The organism is Streptomyces sp. AA1529 (genome assembly GCF_000280905.1).
In the GTDB taxonomy this organism is placed as follows: Bacteria; Actinomycetota; Actinomycetes; order Streptomycetales; family Streptomycetaceae; genus Streptomyces.
Genome location: NZ_ALAP01000011.1, coordinates 13,913 through 29,224 on the forward strand (window position 1 = coordinate 13,913; position 15,312 = coordinate 29,224).

A 15,312-nucleotide genomic window follows, 5' to 3' on the forward strand; every position below is an offset into this window, starting at 1 on the left:
TGAAAACGGTTAGGTGGTTAGGTCGCCCTGGGTGGCCCGATCGGGCCTCCGGGCCGCTGTATGCAGGCGCCTTGCCGCGATCGCTGCGGCTCGGCGGCCTCTTCGGGGCTCGTCGGCTCCGACGCGTGACGACACATGACCACACATGACGCCACATGACGAGATCTGGCGAGATCTGGCGAGTGCGATGGGGGACGGCTTGATGAGCGGTGGACGGATGACGGCAGTGGGCGCGCCGAAGCCCATCGGGGGTGCGGAGCTGCCGAAGGGGGCGGACGCGGGACCGGAGCCCGCGACGGAGCGGACGGCGCGCACCACCGCAGTCCCGGCCGCGACGGCTGCCGCGCCGGAGCTGCTGTCAGCCCCCGACCTCCCGCCGTCCCCGGACCCCGCTGTGCGGTACGGGACGCGGAACACCGTCGTCCTGCTGGTCTTCACCGCGGTCACCAATCTCGCGGACGGCGTCACCAAGATCGCGCTGCCGCTCCTCGCCACCCGGGCATCCGGCTCCCCGGTCCAGGTGGCGGCGGTCTCGCTCAGCCTGTCGCTGCCGTGGCTGCTGGCGGCCCTGCACGTCGGAGTGCTGGTCGACCGCGTCGACCGGCGCCGACTGCTGTGGGGCGCGAACGGTCTCCGCCTGCTCGCGCTCGGCACCCTGATCCGGGCCGCGGCGACCGACGGCGCCACCGTGTCCGCCCTCTGCGCCGTCGGAGCGGTGCTCGGCGTCGCCGAGGTCGTCGCGCTGACCGCAGCGTCCGCCCTGATCCCGGCCCTGACCCCGCCGCAGGGGCGGGAGCGTGCGAATGCCTGGATCGCCGGGGCCGAGACGGTCTGCAACGAGTTCTGCGGCCCCTTCGTCGGCGGTCTGCTGCTCGCCGCGGGCACGGGCGTCGCTCTCGGGGCGACCTGGGTGTCCTATCTGGCCGTCTCGTTCGTGCCGCTCCTGCTCGTCGGCCGCTTCCGCGCGGCCCGGGAGACGCCGGTGCCGGACCGGCCCGAGAGCGTCAACCGGCAGATCGCCGGCGGGCTGCGCCACCTCTGGCAGCAGCTGCTGCTGCGCACGATGGCACTGATCCTGACCGTCCTGTGCGCGTGCTGGGGCGCCTGGCTGGCGCTGATGCCGCTGTTCGCCACCGATGCCATGGGGGTGAGTCCGCAGGAGTACGGCGCGATCCTGAGCGCGCTGGGGATCGGCGGCCTGGTCGGCGCCCTCGTCGTCACCCGGGCCAACCGGCTCCTCGGCCGCCGCCGGGTGATGTTCGCCGACCTGGTCGGCACCTTCGTGATGATGGCCGTACCGGCGCTCACCACCAGCGTCTGGGGCGTCGCCGCCGCGGCGTTCGCCGGAGGCGCCGGGGGCACGCTGTGGACCGTCAACTCCCGGACGATCGGCCAGCACCTGGTGCCCGACAGCATGCTCGGCCGCTACAACGCCGTGAGCCGCCTCTTCAGCTGGGGTGCCATGCCGCTCGGCGCCGGACTGATGGGCCTGCTGGCCGAATGGTGCGGCATGCGGGCGGCGTTCCTGGTGTTCGCCGCTGCGGTCGCCCTCGTCGTCCTTCCCTTCCTGCGGGTCCTGACGCCCGCCGCGCTGGCGGAGGCGTTCGGTACGGAACGCGCCTGACCGGCCGCGCCGGGCCGTGGCGGGCCGGCCCGGCGCGCCGTCGGCGGCACGCGCACGGGCCGCCCGTCAGGGCCGGGACCGCCCCCGCGGCCGGGTCACCTCCCGGAGCCGTCGGCGGGCGGCCCGGGGTACGGGCTGCCGCCGCCGTCCGCGGGCGGTGCGGGCCAGGACGAGGGATACGAGGTGGGATGTGTGGGATACGAAGGCGGCTGAGGAGAACCCGGCTGCGAGGCCCCCTGCTGCGGGCGCTCCGGTCGGCGCTGCTCCTGGTTCTGCCACCCGCCCGGGCCCTCCCACGCCCCCTGGTTCTGCCACGTGCCTCGGCCCTGCCACGCGCTCTGGCTCTGCCACGCGGCCTGGCCCCGCGGCTGACCCGGGACCTGCCCCGCCACCTGCTGCTCGCCGGGGTGCCGCGGCTCGGTGCCCAGCGGCTCCTCCGCCACCCTCGACCAGTCGAGCGCGGGAGGGCGTCCGACGAACGTGCCGAAGAACAGGGCCGCCGCGGTGGCGGCGAGCACGCCGGGCACCATCTCGTAGATGCCGGTCTGCAGCGGCCCGAGAAGCGGGTCGATCTGCTTCCACAGCAGCACTGTCAGGGCTCCGGTGAGCATGCCCGCCTTCGCACCGGCCGCCGTCATCCGGGGCCAGAACAGCGACAGGAGGATGACCGGCCCGAAGGCCGCGCCGAATCCCGCCCAGGCGTAGGCGACGATGTCGAGCACGGCACCGCCGCTCAACGCGATCACATAGGCCACCAGCGCCACGGCCACCACGCTCAGCCGTCCGATCAGCAGCAGCATCGTGTCCGAGATCTGGGCCCGCCGTCGGAAGAACGCCCGGTAGAGGTCCTCGGTGAGGGACGTGGCCGAGACCAGCAGTTGGCTGTCCACCGTGGACTTGATCGCGGCGAGCACCGCCACCAGCAGGACTCCCGCGAGCCAGGGGGAGGTCAGCTGGGTCGACAGGGCGATGAAGACGGTCTCCGGGTTGTCGAGCGGCTTGTCGAGAGCGACGATCCCGGCGAGTCCGACGAGCGAGGCGCCGGTCAGGACGACGATCACCCACATGACGCCCAGTCGGCGGGCCAGCGGTATGTCCCGGGTGCTGCGGATGCTCATGAAGCGGGTCAGGATGTGGGGCTGGCCGAAGTAGCCCAGTCCCCAGGAGAGCAGCGAGATCGTCGCGACGACCCCGAGCGAGTGGCCCGATGTCCATTTCTTGTCGGCGAAGGACGCCTCGGCCAGCGGGTCGAGCAGTGCCGGGGTGGCGGCGGTGAGCCGGTCGTGCAGTGCGCCGAAGCCGCCGAGCTGCCACAGGGCGATGGCGGGGAGGGCGATCGCCGTGAGGAACATCAGCGTTCCCTGTATGGAGTGGCTGACGCTCAGGGCCCGGAATCCGCCGAGAATGGTGTAGATGACGATCACCACGGCGAATACGGTGAGCCCCAACTCGAAGCCCGCACCGAATATTTCGTCCGCCAGCAGCCCGCAGGCGACGAGTCCGCTGGCGACGTAGACGGTGAAGAACACGACGGTGACGACGGCCGACAGCAGCCGGATCACCCTGCTCCCGTCCTCGAACCGCTCCTCCAGATAGGACGGCAGGGTCACAGCGCCCACCCGCTCGGTGAAGATCCGCAAGCGGGGTGCGACGAAACGCCAGTTGAGATACGTGCCGACGATCAGTCCCGCGGCGATCCAGGTGGCGCCGATCCCGGCCATGTACACAGCGCCCGGAAGGCCCAGGAAGAGCCAGCCGGACATATCGGCGGCTCCGGCGGACAGCGCCGCCACCGGTGCGGTGAGCCGGCGGCTGCCGACGGTGAAATCGTCGAATGTGGTCGTTTCTTCGTGCGTCACAACACCGACCATGACCATCGCGATCAAGAAGACGCCAAAGGTGATCATGACGGGGACGGTCAGGGCGATCATGTATTACTCCCTGTGCTGCGGAGCGCCTTTGGTACATACCGCGTACGCGGTCACACTTTCGGGCCGGGAGGCTGGAGCTTAGGAAAACGGAGCGCTTTCTGGCGAGGGAATCCGGTGCCGCACCACTTGATCGGTTCCGGATCGTGATGCGCGCGCAGTTCCCGCGCCACCCGGGGCTGCCGGAACCGGCGAGTATCGGGTGACGAGGGGGAACACGCGCGCGCTTATCGGCACGAACCGCGCGGAATCCGCCCCTCCGCCCGGGGTTTCGCACGGATTTTCGTACGGAGTTCCGTGGCGTCTCGCCCGGTGTGGCGGTGGGTGCGTGCCGAACACGAAACGTCGGCGAACTTCCGTGAACATCGACGGACACCGATAAACACCGACGGACATCGGCAAGCGTCGCCGGAGAAGCCGATGGAGAAATCGTGAACATCATCGTCACGCGGAGATCGCGTTCATCGGTTCATCACGATCGATCTTCGCGGCGAACGCGAGCGCACAGCGGGAAACGACGCCGAACTCGAACCGAACTCGAATGAACACACCGGAGGGCATCGCGAAGAGCGGCCCCGGCGGCCGCGGGGCGGCGCCGTCCGGGTGCGCTATGCCTACCTGGTGCGGTATGCCCGCAAAAAGGTCCGCACTCCCTCGACGACGAGCGGTCGGACGCGGGTATCCTCCGCCGCGTTCGCCGAACCGAGCCTGTCCAGTGCGACGCCGAAGGTCAGCGCGAGGAACTGGTCGGCGGCGAGCCGCGGGTCGGGGACGTCCAGCAGTCCGGCGTCCGCCAAGGCGGCGAACCGCTCGCCGATCGCCTCGTCGGGGGCGTCTGCCATGGGGTTGTAGCCCCGGTGCGGCAGGTGGCCGGACTCCGTCCGGACCAGCCGGAGCAGCGTCGCGTACTCCGCCGAGTCGAGCATCTCGGTCGCGATCTGCATGGAGAAGGCCACCAGGGCGTCCTCGAGGTCGGCCGTCCCGGTGCGGTCGGTGAGGGTGTCGTCCAGTGTGCTCCGGACCGTGGTGATCAGGGCCTGGCCGACGGTGTCGACGACCGCGTGCAGCAGCGTCTGCTTGTCGCCGAAGTAGTCGTAGACCGTCCGCTTGGAGACCCCGGCCCGTGCGGCGACCGCGTCGACGCTGGACCGGTCGAAGCCGTCGGCGAGGAACAGTTCCCGGGCCGCCGAGAGGATCGCGGCCCGCTTCTGCGCTGACCCCTCGCGCAGTGTCTTCGTGGTCGGCATGGGCGCATCCTAGCGTTCTACACTGCACCGTGTAGTGTAGTTCTCGGATCGCGGCGCGCACTGCTCCTCCGCACCGCGTTCGCGCACCGCCCTGCCCGGCGGGGCTGCGCCCACGTCGGCCGACCCTCGCCATCGCTCTTCCGGGACCACGCACCGGGCGGCCCCGACGACGTATCCAGCCGCCGACGACGTATCCCGCCGCCGACAACGCGTCCGGCACCGACGGAAGGACCTCCATGACCACGACGACGGCTCCCCCGATCCGCATCGGCAAGCCCGCTGTCGCAGCCCTCGGCCTGCTGGCAGTCGCCTCCGGCGCTCTGGAGTCGGTGGTGACACCGACGCTGCCGCTCCTGCAGCGCGAGCTGGACATGAGCCCCGCCGAAGGGGCGTTACTCGGCATCATGCTGCTCATCACGGGCGCGCTCGTCACACCGGTCGCCGGCAAGTTCGGCGACCGGTACGGCGGGAAGCGGGTCCTGGTCCGGCTGATGGCGGTGGTCGGCGTCGGAGGAATGGTGTCGTCGCTGGCGCCGAACCTGCCGGTGCTGCTGCTCGGCCAACTGCTGCAAGGGGCGATGGTCGGCGCGCTGCCGCTGTCGTTCATCCTGGTGCGCGCGCACCTCCCCGAGGGCGAGTCGAAGGTGGCCATCGGGGTGGTGAGCGGGCTGTTCGTGGCGGGCGGGATGGCGGGGACGCTGTCGGCCGGGCCCGTGGCGGAAGGGCTCTCCCGGCACTGGATGTTCGCACTGCCGACGCTCGCGGTCATCGGGTCGACCCTGCTGGTGAACCGGCTGATGCCGCAGGATCCGCCGGTTCGGTCGGACGGGACGGGGATCGACTGGCCCGGCCTGGTCCTGCTGAGCGGGACGCTGATCACGCTCATGCTCGTGCTCCAGCTGGCGCCCGAAGCCGGCTCGCAGCCACTCGCCCTGGGGGCGCTCGTCGTGGTGCTGGCCGCCTTCGTGGCCGGATGGATCACCGCCGAGCGCCGAGCCGCCTCGCCGCTGGTCGACCTGCACATGCTGGCGCGGCCCGCGGTGTGGAAGTCGTGTGTGCTGACGTTCATGATCTGCGTCGGCACCTCGGGGGCGCTCTACCTCGTCCCGCAGCTCTTCGACGTGCCCACCGACGCGTACGGGTTCGGGGCCGGCGCCACCGAGATCGGCTTCTTCCTGCTCCCCGGCACCGTGGCCGCGTCGGTGGCCGGGCCGCTCGGCGGGATGGGGGCGCGGCGGTTCGGCTCGCGTGCCGTGGTCACCGCCGGGATCGTCCTCATGGCCGGCTCGCTGCTCGTGCTGGCAGCCGTCCACACCGAGATCTGGCACCTCGTCGTCGCCAAGACGGCGATCGCGCTCGGCAGCGGCCTCTGCGTCACGGCGATGGTGACCAGCACCGCCACCTCCGTCGAGCACGGCGACACCGGCATCGCCACCAGCCTGGTCCTGGTCACCCGCGTGCTCGGCTACGCCGTGGGGATGCAGGCCTGCGGCGCGATCCTCACCGCCGGAACCCCCTCCGGCTCGCATGTTCCGGCCGAGTCGGCCTTCGTCACCGGCTTCGTCCTCGCCGGCGCCGTCACGGCGCTGTCCCTCCTCGTCGCCCGCACCATGAGCAAGGGAGTCACCGAATGACCCGCACCGACCCGCCGAGCGGCACCGCACGTACGGGAGCTGCCGCATCGCGCCGCACCGCCCTGATATCCGGCGCGAGCATCGCGGGGCCCGCCCTCGCCTACTGGCTCAACCGCGGTGGATTCGCGGTGACGGTCGTCGAGAAGGCGAGCGCGCTGCGCGGCGGCGGCTACCCGATCGACGTGCGGGGCACCGCGCTCGAGGTCGTCCGGCGGATGGGAATCCTGCCGCGGCTGCGGGACGCGCACATCGACCTGCGCCGGCTGGCCTTCCTCGACGGGGACGGCGGCGAAGTGGCGGCGATCCACCCGCACACCGTCACCGGCGGTGTCGAGGGACGCGATCTGGAGGTGCCGCGCGGAGACTTGGTCGGCGCCCTCCACGCGGCGGTCCGCGACGACGTGGAGTTCGTGTTCGACGACTCCGTCGACACCTTCGACCAGTCGGACCACGGCGTCGACGTCACCTTCTGCGGCGGCGGCACACGTACGTTCGACCTCGTCTTCGGCGCCGACGGGCTGCACTCCCGCACCCGCGAGTTCCTCTTCGGCCCCGAGGAGCAGTTCCACCGCTACCTCGGCTACTGCTTCGCCGGGTTCACCATGCGCAACCCTCTCGGGCTCTCCCGCGAGGCCCTGATCTGGAACACCCCGGGCCGGGCCGCGGTCCTGTACGCGGTCGGGGACGGCTCCGCGGAGGGCGGCTCAGCGGGGGGCGGCTCAGCGGGGTGCGGCTCAGCCGCGGGCGGCGGCGACGGCGTGCACGCCTTCCTGAACTTCGCGCACCCGGAACCGCCGTTCGAGGCGTTCCGGAACCCGCGGGCCCAACGCGACCTGGTCGCCGACGTGTTCGCCGACGCGGGCTGGGAGGTCCCGGGCATGCTCGCCGCACTGCGCGACGCGGACGACCTGTTCTTCGACGCGGTCAGCCAGATCCGCCTGCCCCGCTGGTCCAGCGGCAGAGTCGCGCTGGTGGGCGACGCCGCGTACGCGCCCTCGTTCCTCACCGGACAGGGCACCAGCCTCGCCCTCGTCGGCGCGTACATGCTCGCCGCCGCCCTGGCCGACCAGGACCACACCGCGGGCTTCGCCGCATACGAGCAGCACACCCGCGAGTTCGTCACCGCCAACCAGGACCTGGTCGGCGAGGGCGACGCCGTACTCTTCCCGACCACCGCCCAGGCCCTGGCCCGGCGCAACGACATGCTGCGCAACCTCGACACCCTGCCCCCCGCGGAGGGCCGACCGACCCACTCGGCCCTCACCCTCCCCGCCTTCCCGACCCCGAGCTGACCCCGATCCCCACGACGAAGGGCCGGACTCCGCGCGGGGTCCGGCCCTTCATTCGTGCTGCTCAGAAGCGGTAGCGGTGGGATTCGAACCCACGGAGGAGTTGCCCCCTCACTCACTTTCGAGGTCTGTTCGGGGTGGTGAGGGGGTTGTGCGGGGCCGTTCAGGGCCGTTCGTGGGCTGTGCGGGCCGGTGGTGGTGGGCTTCGGCGAACGCTGCCGGACGGCCCTGAATGAGACCCGAACTGAGACCCTGCACGGGCGACGCCGACGAGCACTCAGCCGAAGGCTTCGGCTCGTAGATGGGGGATGCCGCCCTCATGTCCCCTCTCGACGAGCTGGGAACGGGGAGCATCGTCATCTTCGTCCGTCAGCCGGGCTCCGCGGCTGTCAGCGATCCGGAGCGCGTTGCTGAGGGCGGTCACGGTGTCCCGGAGCGCCTGGAGGGATCCGTCCGCATCTCCGCCCTCTGGCTCTACGTCCTCCTGGGCGACCGCGTCGAGAAGCTGGACAGCGCGCTTGAGGGCTCGGTCGCCGTTGATGAGGTGGGTGTCTTCCACTGCATCGGCGTACAGAGAGAGGGGAGACCCGGGGTTGCCGCTCAGATAGCAGGGCTTCCCCGTTTCCGTGCCACGCGTCCGGGCAGTGGAAGCGACCGCCCGGGGAGATGGCGCAGGGACGACGCCGAGCCGGGAGCTTCGGGGCTTCGTCCACCTGGGCGGGCGGTGTGCGGCGGCTCGGGCGGTGGCGTACCAGCGTGAGCAACGTTCGGAGGTAGGGGCGCACGACGCAGCTCCTTACGGCTGCGGATCCGTGCCCCGCTTGGTCGGTGAGGCCGGATCCTCGGAGAGGACGAGGGCCCACGCGACGGTGGAAGCACCGTCGGTGCGGAGCCCGAACTGGTCGCCTTGCTCCAACGCGGCCAGGAGCGCCGTCCAGTGGGCAGCACTGGGTCCGACGGGCGGGGTCACTTCGACCCGGAAGCCGGTGTGGCCCCGCCTGATGCGCGGTTTGAGGCCGATGGCGGAGAGCCGAGCTGCGATCGAACGCGCTCGTACAACGGGTTGAGGCATGACGATCCTCCGCCACAGGTCGGTCACGTGGAGTAAAGCTAGTTAACTAGATTAGAGCTAGTGGACTAGATTTTCCACATGCCTGAGCAGCCGCCCTATCTCCGCATCGCCGACCTGTTCCGGCAGCGCATCGCTGACGGCGACTGGTCACCCGGCGACCGGCTCCCCTCCCGCGCCGCGCTCGGCGCCGAGTACGGCGTAGGCGACAACGTCATCCGAAGAGCGCAGGAGCTGCTGATCTCCCAGGGACTGCTGGAGGGGCGCGCGGGCTCCGGCACATACGTCGCGGAGCCTCGTCGGCGCATGCGCATGGTCCGCTCGCTCAGCCGCGAACGTCGAGGTGGCTCACCCTTCCGCGCAGACATGGCCGCTCTCGGCCGGAACGGCACGTGGGAGCACCACACGGACGCGAAGGTGCCAGCTCCGCCGGACATCGCAGCTCGCCTCGGTATCGGTGAGGGCGATCTCTGCGTCCGTACCCGATACGAGTTCCTGTCGGACAGCAAGCCGGTGCAGCTCTCGACCAGTTGGGAGCCCTACACCCTGACCGGCGGCACGATCGTCGTCCTTCCCGAGGGCGGTCCGCATGCCGGCTCTGGTGTCGTGGAACGTATGGCCGCGATCGACATCCACATCAGTCACGCGGTCGAACAACCCGAGCCCGGCCACGCCACAGCAGAAGAGGCACAACTTCTCGGCCTCCAGCGCGGATCACTTGTCACGCGCATTCAGCGTACGTACTACGACGGTGACGGCCGCCCGGTTGAAACAGCCGACATCATCGTCCCAGCGGCCCATGCCGAGATCGTCTACGAGGCGCAGATCGGAGAAGGGCAGATGTGATTGCCTGGCTCGATGGGTGAGCTTGGAACCGTGCGTATTGCATCCGTGCGCCACGACGAAGGGCCGGACCCCAGCGGGGTCCGGCCCTTCGTTCATCCTGCTCAGAAGCGGTAGCGGTGGGATTTGAACCCACGGAGGAGTTGCCCCCTCACTCGCTTTCGAGGCGAGCTCCTTCGGCCGCTCGGACACGCTACCGAGAGGAACTCTAGCCCACCGAGGGCCCGGGGTCGAAATCGGTATCCGGGGTGGTGCCCTGTGCCGTGGGGGGTGTGGGGTCGGTGGGGCGGAAGAAGCTGGTGAGGAGGGTGGCGCACTCGGTGGCCAGGACGCCGTTGACGACCTCGGGGCGGTGGTTGAGGCGGCGGTCGCGCAGGGCGTCCCACAGGGAGCCCGCGGCGCCGGCCTTCGTGTCCGGGGCGCCGTAGACGACGCGGTCGACGCGGGAGAGCACGGCCGCGCCCGCGCACATCGTGCACGGCTCCAGGGTGACGACGAGGGTGCAGCCGGTCAGTCGCCAGTCGCTGCCGCCGCGGGCCCGGGCGGCGGCGCGGAGGGCGAGCAGTTCGGCGTGGGCCGTGGGGTCCCCGTCCGCCTCGCGGGCGTTGTGCCCCCGGCCCAGTACGGTGCCGTCCGGCCCGAGCACGACCGCGCCGACTGGCACGTCCCCGGTTCCCGGTGCCCGTGCGGCTTCCGCGAGCGCGAGCCGCATGGGCGCGCGCCAGGGGTCGCGTACGGGGTCGCCGGGAGTGGCCCCCGGCCCGGAGGCGGTGTCCGGGCCGGGGGAGGGGGACGCGGCGGTCGGCCGGTCGCCGGGTGCGGGGGTCGCGGGGGTCGCGGGGGTCATGGGGCCAGTGTGGCGCCTGCTGTGCTTCGGCTCAGCGGACGGCCTCCAGTACATCCGTGCAGCCGAGCGCGTCGGCGACCTCGCTCAGTGCGTCCTCGGGGGAGAGGGTGAGCAGCACCTTCTCCGCCATGCCGAGGTCGCTGAGCAGGTCCGCGTTGCCCAGCGGACCCGCTGGTGCGCCCTCCGCGTCGGCTGCCGCGGCGCGTTCGGCCGTCCCGTCGTCGTCCTCGCTGCCTTCCGGCTCCCCGTCCTCCGTGCCGTCCAGGTCCACGAGTTGGTCGAGGGCCGACGGGTCCTCCGGTTGGCGGCCGAGCAGCTCGTCCGACAGCAGTATTTCGCCGTACGAGCTGCGCATCGCCGCCGCGGCGTCCGAGACGAACACCCGCGGGTCGTCCTCGCCGTCCACGCGGACGACGCCGAACCACATGCCGTCCTGCTCGATGCAGACCAGCACCGTCTCGTCGTCTGTCGTGGCCTCGCGGGCCAGGTCGGCCAGGTCGGCCAGGGTCTCCACATCGTCCAGCTCTGTGTCGCTCGCTTCCCACCCGTCTTCGGTGCGCGCGAGCAGCGCGGCGAAATACACCGTGACTCTCCCACTGATTCAAGATGTGCCCGAGTGCTGACGAGGACCGTGCCCCGCCCCATCGGAATCGTGGCAGAAACCTGCGCTGTGCGAAGGGTCTTCGGCAGTGCGTCGTCGTGCTGTTTGCCGGACTGTTGCCCAAACGTTTACCCGGCGCTCGCCTGCGTCGACCCAGTGTGACAAGTCGCCACTCAGCGCGGTTCGCGCGGTCGGGCCGCGGGGGTGCCGCATGGCGGGGCCCTGCGGGCGGCCGCCGGGCCGCGGGCCGGTCTTCGTCCGTGGACGGTCTCGGCGGCGGGGCTCACCAGCGGAAGGTGCGCATCCGCAGTGCCTGCCGACGCCGGCGCACCGCTCGCGACCGGCGGGGATGGACGCGTTCGCGCAGCTCTTTCGCCTCGTTGAGCTCGCGGAGGAAGTGCGCGCGTCGGCGCAGTCGCTCGACGTCCGTGTCGCGGTCCCCCTCCGTCCGGAACTCCGACTGGGTACGTGGGTCCCCGCGGCGGTCGGGTTCCGTGCGGGCGCCCGATCCCGGGTGGGGCCGGGACGGCCTTCCCGGACGTCGGCGCGCTCGCTGCCCGGGCTCACGTGGCTCTGACATATGCACCTCCGGTGTAGAGCCACCTTCCCCGGTCCGCCGGGCGTATGCCAGTGCGCCCCGGCGCATCCGGCCACGGCGCGTACTGCGCAGTGGACGGATGCGACCCCCTGGCTTCCGGCCCCCGGCGCGGTCGGGTACGGCGCGCGCCGGGTGGGTGCGCCGGGCGCCGCGGGACCGGGGGGCGACGACCGGAGGCCGGGCGCCGGAGGGAACCACGCTTCAGCCGGTCCGCCCGCGACGAACGGCTCGCCGCTGCCGGGCCGCTGATCAGTCACAGCCCGGACCGGACGGGTCGACCACGGCACACGGGCCTGCCCGGGCACGGAAGTCGTGTGAGCTGTTCTCGCTCGGACCGTGCCCGGGCAAGCCCGTGGGGATCTGTCAGTACCAGCGGAAGAAGTACTTGCCGTTGGACATCTGGGTGCAGGTGTAGCCGTGCAGTGCACCCTTCTGGGCCATCGTGTTGCCGTACTCCAGGCAGGCCCGGTAACTGCCGTCACCGATCACGCCCGTCCAGGGCCTGATCGGTGACGCGGCCGCGGCGCCCGCACCGAGCAGGGAGATTCCCATGGCCGCCGCCAGGCTGCCTGCGGCGAGGGCGGCCTTACGCTTCGTCGTGTGCATTCTTCTCCAGTTCCGGATTGCGTCCCTGTGCCCGCCCGCGATTCGCTGACCGCCCCGGGCCGCGCCTGAATGGATCCTCGTGGAGTCCGAGCGGCGCCGGGGAAAACGCTGCGCATGGACGCGTCCGGCCGGATGTGGCCGCTGACGGTCGAGGCCGGAGACGAGTGGAGGTGCCGTCTCCGCCGCGCGCAGAGGTGTCAACGCGTCGCGTGCACAACGCATTCGACTTCCCGGGCGGTACGGGTTGATGTCGCATTCAACGTATGCGGAGTGCAGCGCACGAGCAACTCCGCTGCCATGAACGGAAGTTAATGGATCGATAAAGCCGGGAACGATGCGGGTGGTTCATCCCGGAACTCTCGGGGGTTTCGGACGATCGCCGGAGGCTGCCGTCCTGTTCTGCTTGGTGCCCGATTGCTTCGAGTTTCCAGGAACGGTGCCCGAAAAGAAATGACGGATTGCCCGTTCATTCATAAGCTGTGCCCGCCTCGGGTCCGTTTTCGACGAAGGGGAAGACCTCCCGAAAGCCGGCTGAGGAGGCGGGAGGACGGGGCGGAAGACGCCGCCGCCGGGCCGTCCCGGCCGCGGGTGCGGGAGGTCGCGCCGGTGACTCGGTGCCCGGGTCGCCGCCGAGCCGTGACCGCGCCGAGCAGGGCGCTCCTCGACCGCCGACGGACCGGGGCGGGTGTGCCGGGGTGCGTGGGCGCCGAGCGGGCACGCACCTGCTGCGAGCGGTCGGCCGGTGCCCGTGCACGGGGGCTCGGTAACCTGGAGACCCAGGGCCGCTGCGCGGCCTTCGCTGCTGTTCAGGCCCTTGGAGGACATTTTGCGTTTGCAGGTCGTCGACCACCCCCTCGTCGCGCACAAGCTCACCACCCTGCGCGACGCGCGCACCGACTCACCGACCTTCCGCCGCCTCGCGGACGAGCTGGTGACGCTGCTGGCGTACGAGGCCACCCGCGACGTGCGCGTCGAGGCGGTCGGAATCACCACGCCGGTGACCGACACCACCGGCGTGCAGCTGTCCCGGCCCCGGCCGCTGGTGGTTCCGATCATCCGCGCCGGGCTCGGCATGCTGGAGGGCATGGTCCGGCTGCTGCCGACGGCCGAGGTCGGTTTCCTCGGGATGATCCGCGACGAGGAGACGCTCCAGGCGTCGACCTACGCGAACCGGATGCCCGACGACCTGTCCGGGCGGCAGGTCTATGTCCTCGACCCGATGCTGGCCACCGGCGGCACACTCGTCGCCGCGATCCAGGAGCTGATCCGGCGCGGCGCCGACGACGTGACCGCGCTGTGCCTGCTGGCCGCGCCCGAGGGGGTCGCCGTCATGGAGCGGGACCTGGCCGGTACACCGGTGACCGTCGTGACCGCCTCGGTCGACGAGCGCCTCAACGACCAGGGCTTCATCGTGCCGGGCCTGGGCGATGCCGGCGACCGGATGTACGGCACCGTCTGACCGGTCCGTCCGGGCGTCCGGTCCGTCCGTCCGGTCCGTCCGGCAGATCCCCGCGGCCGGTCGGTCGCGGGCCCGGCTGCTCGGCTGTGGCTCCTGCCCGGGGCGCGTGTCTCCCGGAGGCCTGACGCGGCCGGTCGCGGTACGCGGGCCCGGCAGGGCGGGGCTCAGCAGGCCGAGGGCGACGCTCCCGGCTTTCCGGGCTCTCCCGGGCCGGCCGCGGGGCCGGCCAGTTCGGCCAGGGCCGCGGTGGCGGCCTTCTTCTTCGCCAGGTCCTCGAAGCCGTTGCCGAGGATCAGGTCCACGTCCTTGCCGTCCCGCTCGTCGTACCGGGTCTCGGTGTGCGCGAGCTGGGTGCCCAGGACGTGCATGCGGTCGGAGGTCGACGCGCCGGGGGCCCCGACGAGGAAGGCGGCCTTCTTGATCTTCTTGTCGAACTCCGGCGGGGCGTTGCCGATCCTGCCGATCTTGAAGCCGCGCTTCTTCAGTTCGTCGGCCGTGTCCTTGGCCAGTCCGCTGCGCGAGGTGGCGTTGAGGACGTTCACGGTGATGTCGCCGGGCTCGGGGAGGTCGTCGCCTCCTGCGGCCTTCTTGCTCTCCGGCTTGCTCTCCGCGGCCTTCCTGCCGCTGGTGCGGGCGTCCGCGGCGGGCGCGGCCGAGGCGCATTTCGCCCGCTTGCCCGGGCGGTCGGCCGCCTTGGCCGGGCCGCTGCCGGTGAAGATGCCGATGACCTGGAGCGCGCCCCATCCCAGCACCGCCGCGGCCAGCACCGAGGCCAGCGAGGCGGCGACGATCCGCCCCCACCTGCGCGGTCTGCGCATCCGTGGGTAGCGGTCACCCTTGATGCGGTACTTCCCGCCCAGGCCCGGAGGAGTGAGCATGCTCATGTGCGCAGGGTAGTGGCCGGATGCGGTACTGCCTACTAGATGATCAAAGGCTTCTCGCCGCGCCCGTGACGCGTACCCGAACGGAGGAACGCGGGGAGTCTCCGGTTGCCGAATCGAAAGCGTGTCCGGGCGAGGTTCGGGCGCGGCTCATGGACGGCCCGATCCGGCGCCCGCGATCAGCGGCGCGGTGGTCAGCGGCGCTGCGGCCGGTTCGGTCGCGGAGCTGTGCTCAGTCCAGTTCGAGGACGCGTGCGTGCAACACCTGGCGCTGCTGGAGCGCCGCGCGCACCGCGCGGTGCAGTCCGTCCTCCAGGTACAGGTCGCCCTGCCACTTCACGACGTGGGCGAACAGATCCCCGTAGAACGTCGAATCCTCCGCGAGCAGCGTCTCCAGGTCGAGCTGGCCCTTGGTGGTGACGAGCTGGTCAAGGCGCACCGGGCGCGGGGCCACATCCGCCCACTGACGGGTGCTCTCCCGGCCATGGTCGGGGTACGGCCGCCCGTTTCCGATTCGCTTGAAGATCACACGGAAAGCCTACCGGGCCACCGGTACCGGGCGCAGCCCTGTGCCGGTGGTGCAATCCGGGTGATTCGGCGGTAAAGCGGAGAGAAAGTGGGCAGACCGTGGGCGGACGGTGGAGAAGCGCGCGGCGGACCCGCAGGGGCGAGGAGCGGAACGCCGC

15 protein-coding genes and 1 tRNA gene are annotated in these 15,312 nt (G+C 71.4%); 5 read left to right on the top strand and 11 right to left on the bottom strand.

Annotated features, from left to right (window positions below):
• Positions 1–217: 217 nt before the first annotated feature.
• A complete protein-coding gene (locus A949_RS0102140; RefSeq protein ID WP_019354361.1) occupies positions 218–1,624 on the top strand; it encodes an MFS transporter in 1,407 nt (468 codons plus the stop codon).
• Positions 1,625–1,719: 95 nt separating this feature from the next.
• Here A949_RS0102140 and putP read toward each other — a convergent pair whose 3' ends face one another.
• Both putP and A949_RS0102150 read right to left on the bottom strand, forming a co-directional pair.
• Positions 1,720–3,555 (bottom strand): sodium/proline symporter PutP, encoded by a 1,836-nt coding sequence (gene putP / locus A949_RS0102145; protein ID WP_019354362.1) that lies wholly within the window; start codon positions 3,553–3,555, stop codon positions 1,720–1,722.
• A gap of 611 nt (positions 3,556–4,166) precedes the next feature.
• The gene (locus A949_RS0102150) at positions 4,167–4,799 is read right to left on the bottom strand and encodes a TetR/AcrR family transcriptional regulator (RefSeq protein ID WP_019354363.1); all 633 of its coding nucleotides are present in this window, start codon (positions 4,797–4,799) and stop codon (positions 4,167–4,169) included.
• A 236-nt stretch (positions 4,800–5,035) separates the two neighbouring features.
• On the opposite strand from A949_RS0102150, the gene A949_RS0102155 reads away from it, so the two are divergent.
• Both A949_RS0102155 and A949_RS0102160 read left to right on the top strand, forming a co-directional pair.
• Entirely contained in the window at positions 5,036–6,433 is a 1,398-nt protein-coding gene (locus A949_RS0102155; protein WP_019354364.1) for an MFS transporter, read from the top strand.
• On the top strand, positions 6,430–7,725 hold the full coding sequence (locus A949_RS0102160; protein ID WP_019354365.1) for an FAD-dependent oxidoreductase: 1,296 nt from the start codon (positions 6,430–6,432) through the stop codon (positions 7,723–7,725). Before A949_RS0102155 ends, A949_RS0102160 begins: the two co-directional genes overlap by 4 nt.
• A gap of 274 nt (positions 7,726–7,999) precedes the next feature.
• Here A949_RS0102160 and A949_RS0102165 read toward each other — a convergent pair whose 3' ends face one another.
• Both A949_RS0102165 and A949_RS32170 read right to left on the bottom strand, forming a co-directional pair.
• Positions 8,000–8,281, bottom strand: a complete 282-nt coding sequence (locus tag A949_RS0102165; RefSeq protein ID WP_019354366.1) for a hypothetical protein — start codon at positions 8,279–8,281, stop codon at positions 8,000–8,002.
• A 237-nt stretch (positions 8,282–8,518) separates the two neighbouring features.
• The gene (locus A949_RS32170) at positions 8,519–8,794 is read right to left on the bottom strand and encodes a hypothetical protein (RefSeq protein WP_037705794.1); all 276 of its coding nucleotides are present in this window, start codon (positions 8,792–8,794) and stop codon (positions 8,519–8,521) included.
• Between the two features lie 78 nt (positions 8,795–8,872).
• Between A949_RS32170 and A949_RS0102175 the strand changes: the two genes are divergently transcribed.
• The gene (locus A949_RS0102175; protein WP_019354368.1) at positions 8,873–9,637 is read left to right on the top strand and encodes a GntR family transcriptional regulator; all 765 of its coding nucleotides are present in this window, start codon (positions 8,873–8,875) and stop codon (positions 9,635–9,637) included.
• A gap of 108 nt (positions 9,638–9,745) precedes the next feature.
• On the opposite strand, the gene A949_RS0102180 is transcribed toward A949_RS0102175, so the two are convergent.
• The 5 genes from A949_RS0102180 to A949_RS0102200 form a co-directional block, all read right to left on the bottom strand.
• Positions 9,746–9,832: transfer RNA gene (locus A949_RS0102180), tRNA-Ser, on the bottom strand.
• A gap of 10 nt (positions 9,833–9,842) precedes the next feature.
• The gene (tadA, locus tag A949_RS0102185) at positions 9,843–10,481 is read right to left on the bottom strand and encodes a tRNA adenosine(34) deaminase TadA (RefSeq protein WP_019354369.1); all 639 of its coding nucleotides are present in this window, start codon (positions 10,479–10,481) and stop codon (positions 9,843–9,845) included.
• Between the two features lie 31 nt (positions 10,482–10,512).
• Positions 10,513–11,064, bottom strand: coding sequence for a tRNA adenosine deaminase-associated protein (locus A949_RS0102190; RefSeq protein ID WP_019354370.1), 552 nt, complete (start codon positions 11,062–11,064; stop codon positions 10,513–10,515).
• 301 nt (positions 11,065–11,365) lie between these two features.
• Positions 11,366–11,662 carry a hypothetical protein gene (locus A949_RS38800; RefSeq protein WP_078534255.1) on the bottom strand — a complete coding sequence of 99 codons (297 nt, stop codon included), beginning with the start codon at positions 11,660–11,662 and terminating at the stop codon, positions 11,366–11,368.
• Positions 11,663–12,043: 381 nt separating this feature from the next.
• Positions 12,044–12,286, bottom strand: coding sequence for a hypothetical protein (locus A949_RS0102200; RefSeq protein ID WP_019354372.1), 243 nt, complete (start codon positions 12,284–12,286; stop codon positions 12,044–12,046).
• 826 nt (positions 12,287–13,112) lie between these two features.
• Here A949_RS0102200 and upp point away from each other — a divergent pair.
• Complete coding sequence (gene upp, locus A949_RS0102205) at positions 13,113–13,745, top strand: uracil phosphoribosyltransferase (RefSeq protein WP_026004265.1); 633 nt, start codon at positions 13,113–13,115, stop codon at positions 13,743–13,745.
• 164 nt (positions 13,746–13,909) lie between these two features.
• Here the strand turns inward: upp and A949_RS0102210 are convergent, their stop codons facing one another.
• Positions 13,910–14,629 (bottom strand): LytR C-terminal domain-containing protein, encoded by a 720-nt coding sequence (locus tag A949_RS0102210; protein WP_078534257.1) that lies wholly within the window; start codon positions 14,627–14,629, stop codon positions 13,910–13,912.
• Between the two features lie 229 nt (positions 14,630–14,858).
• Positions 14,859–15,155, bottom strand: a complete 297-nt coding sequence (locus A949_RS0102215) for a type II toxin-antitoxin system VapB family antitoxin (RefSeq protein WP_003999914.1) — start codon at positions 15,153–15,155, stop codon at positions 14,859–14,861.
• Positions 15,156–15,312 lie beyond the last annotated feature (157 nt).

Bases quoted from the DNA above. Each gene is read 5' to 3' on its own strand.
- A949_RS0102140 (WP_019354361.1), top strand. From the start codon at position 218: ATGACGGCAGTGGGCGCGCCGAAGCCCATCGGGGGTGCGGAGCTGCCG.
- putP (WP_019354362.1), bottom strand. From the start codon at position 3,555: ATGATCGCCCTGACCGTCCCCGTCATGATCACCTTTGGCGTCTTCTTG.
- A949_RS0102150 (WP_019354363.1), bottom strand. From the start codon at position 4,799: ATGCCGACCACGAAGACACTGCGCGAGGGGTCAGCGCAGAAGCGGGCC.
- A949_RS0102155 (WP_019354364.1), top strand. From the start codon at position 5,036: ATGACCACGACGACGGCTCCCCCGATCCGCATCGGCAAGCCCGCTGTC.
- A949_RS0102160 (WP_019354365.1), top strand. From the start codon at position 6,430: ATGACCCGCACCGACCCGCCGAGCGGCACCGCACGTACGGGAGCTGCC.
- A949_RS32170 (WP_037705794.1), bottom strand. From the start codon at position 8,794: ATGCCTCAACCCGTTGTACGAGCGCGTTCGATCGCAGCTCGGCTCTCC.
- A949_RS0102175 (WP_019354368.1), top strand. From the start codon at position 8,873: ATGCCTGAGCAGCCGCCCTATCTCCGCATCGCCGACCTGTTCCGGCAG.
- tadA (WP_019354369.1), bottom strand. From the start codon at position 10,481: ATGACCCCCGCGACCCCCGCGACCCCCGCACCCGGCGACCGGCCGACC.
- A949_RS38800 (WP_078534255.1), bottom strand. From the start codon at position 11,662: ATGTCAGAGCCACGTGAGCCCGGGCAGCGAGCGCGCCGACGTCCGGGA.
- A949_RS0102200 (WP_019354372.1), bottom strand. From the start codon at position 12,286: ATGCACACGACGAAGCGTAAGGCCGCCCTCGCCGCAGGCAGCCTGGCG.
- A949_RS0102210 (WP_078534257.1), bottom strand. From the start codon at position 14,629: ATGAGCATGCTCACTCCTCCGGGCCTGGGCGGGAAGTACCGCATCAAG.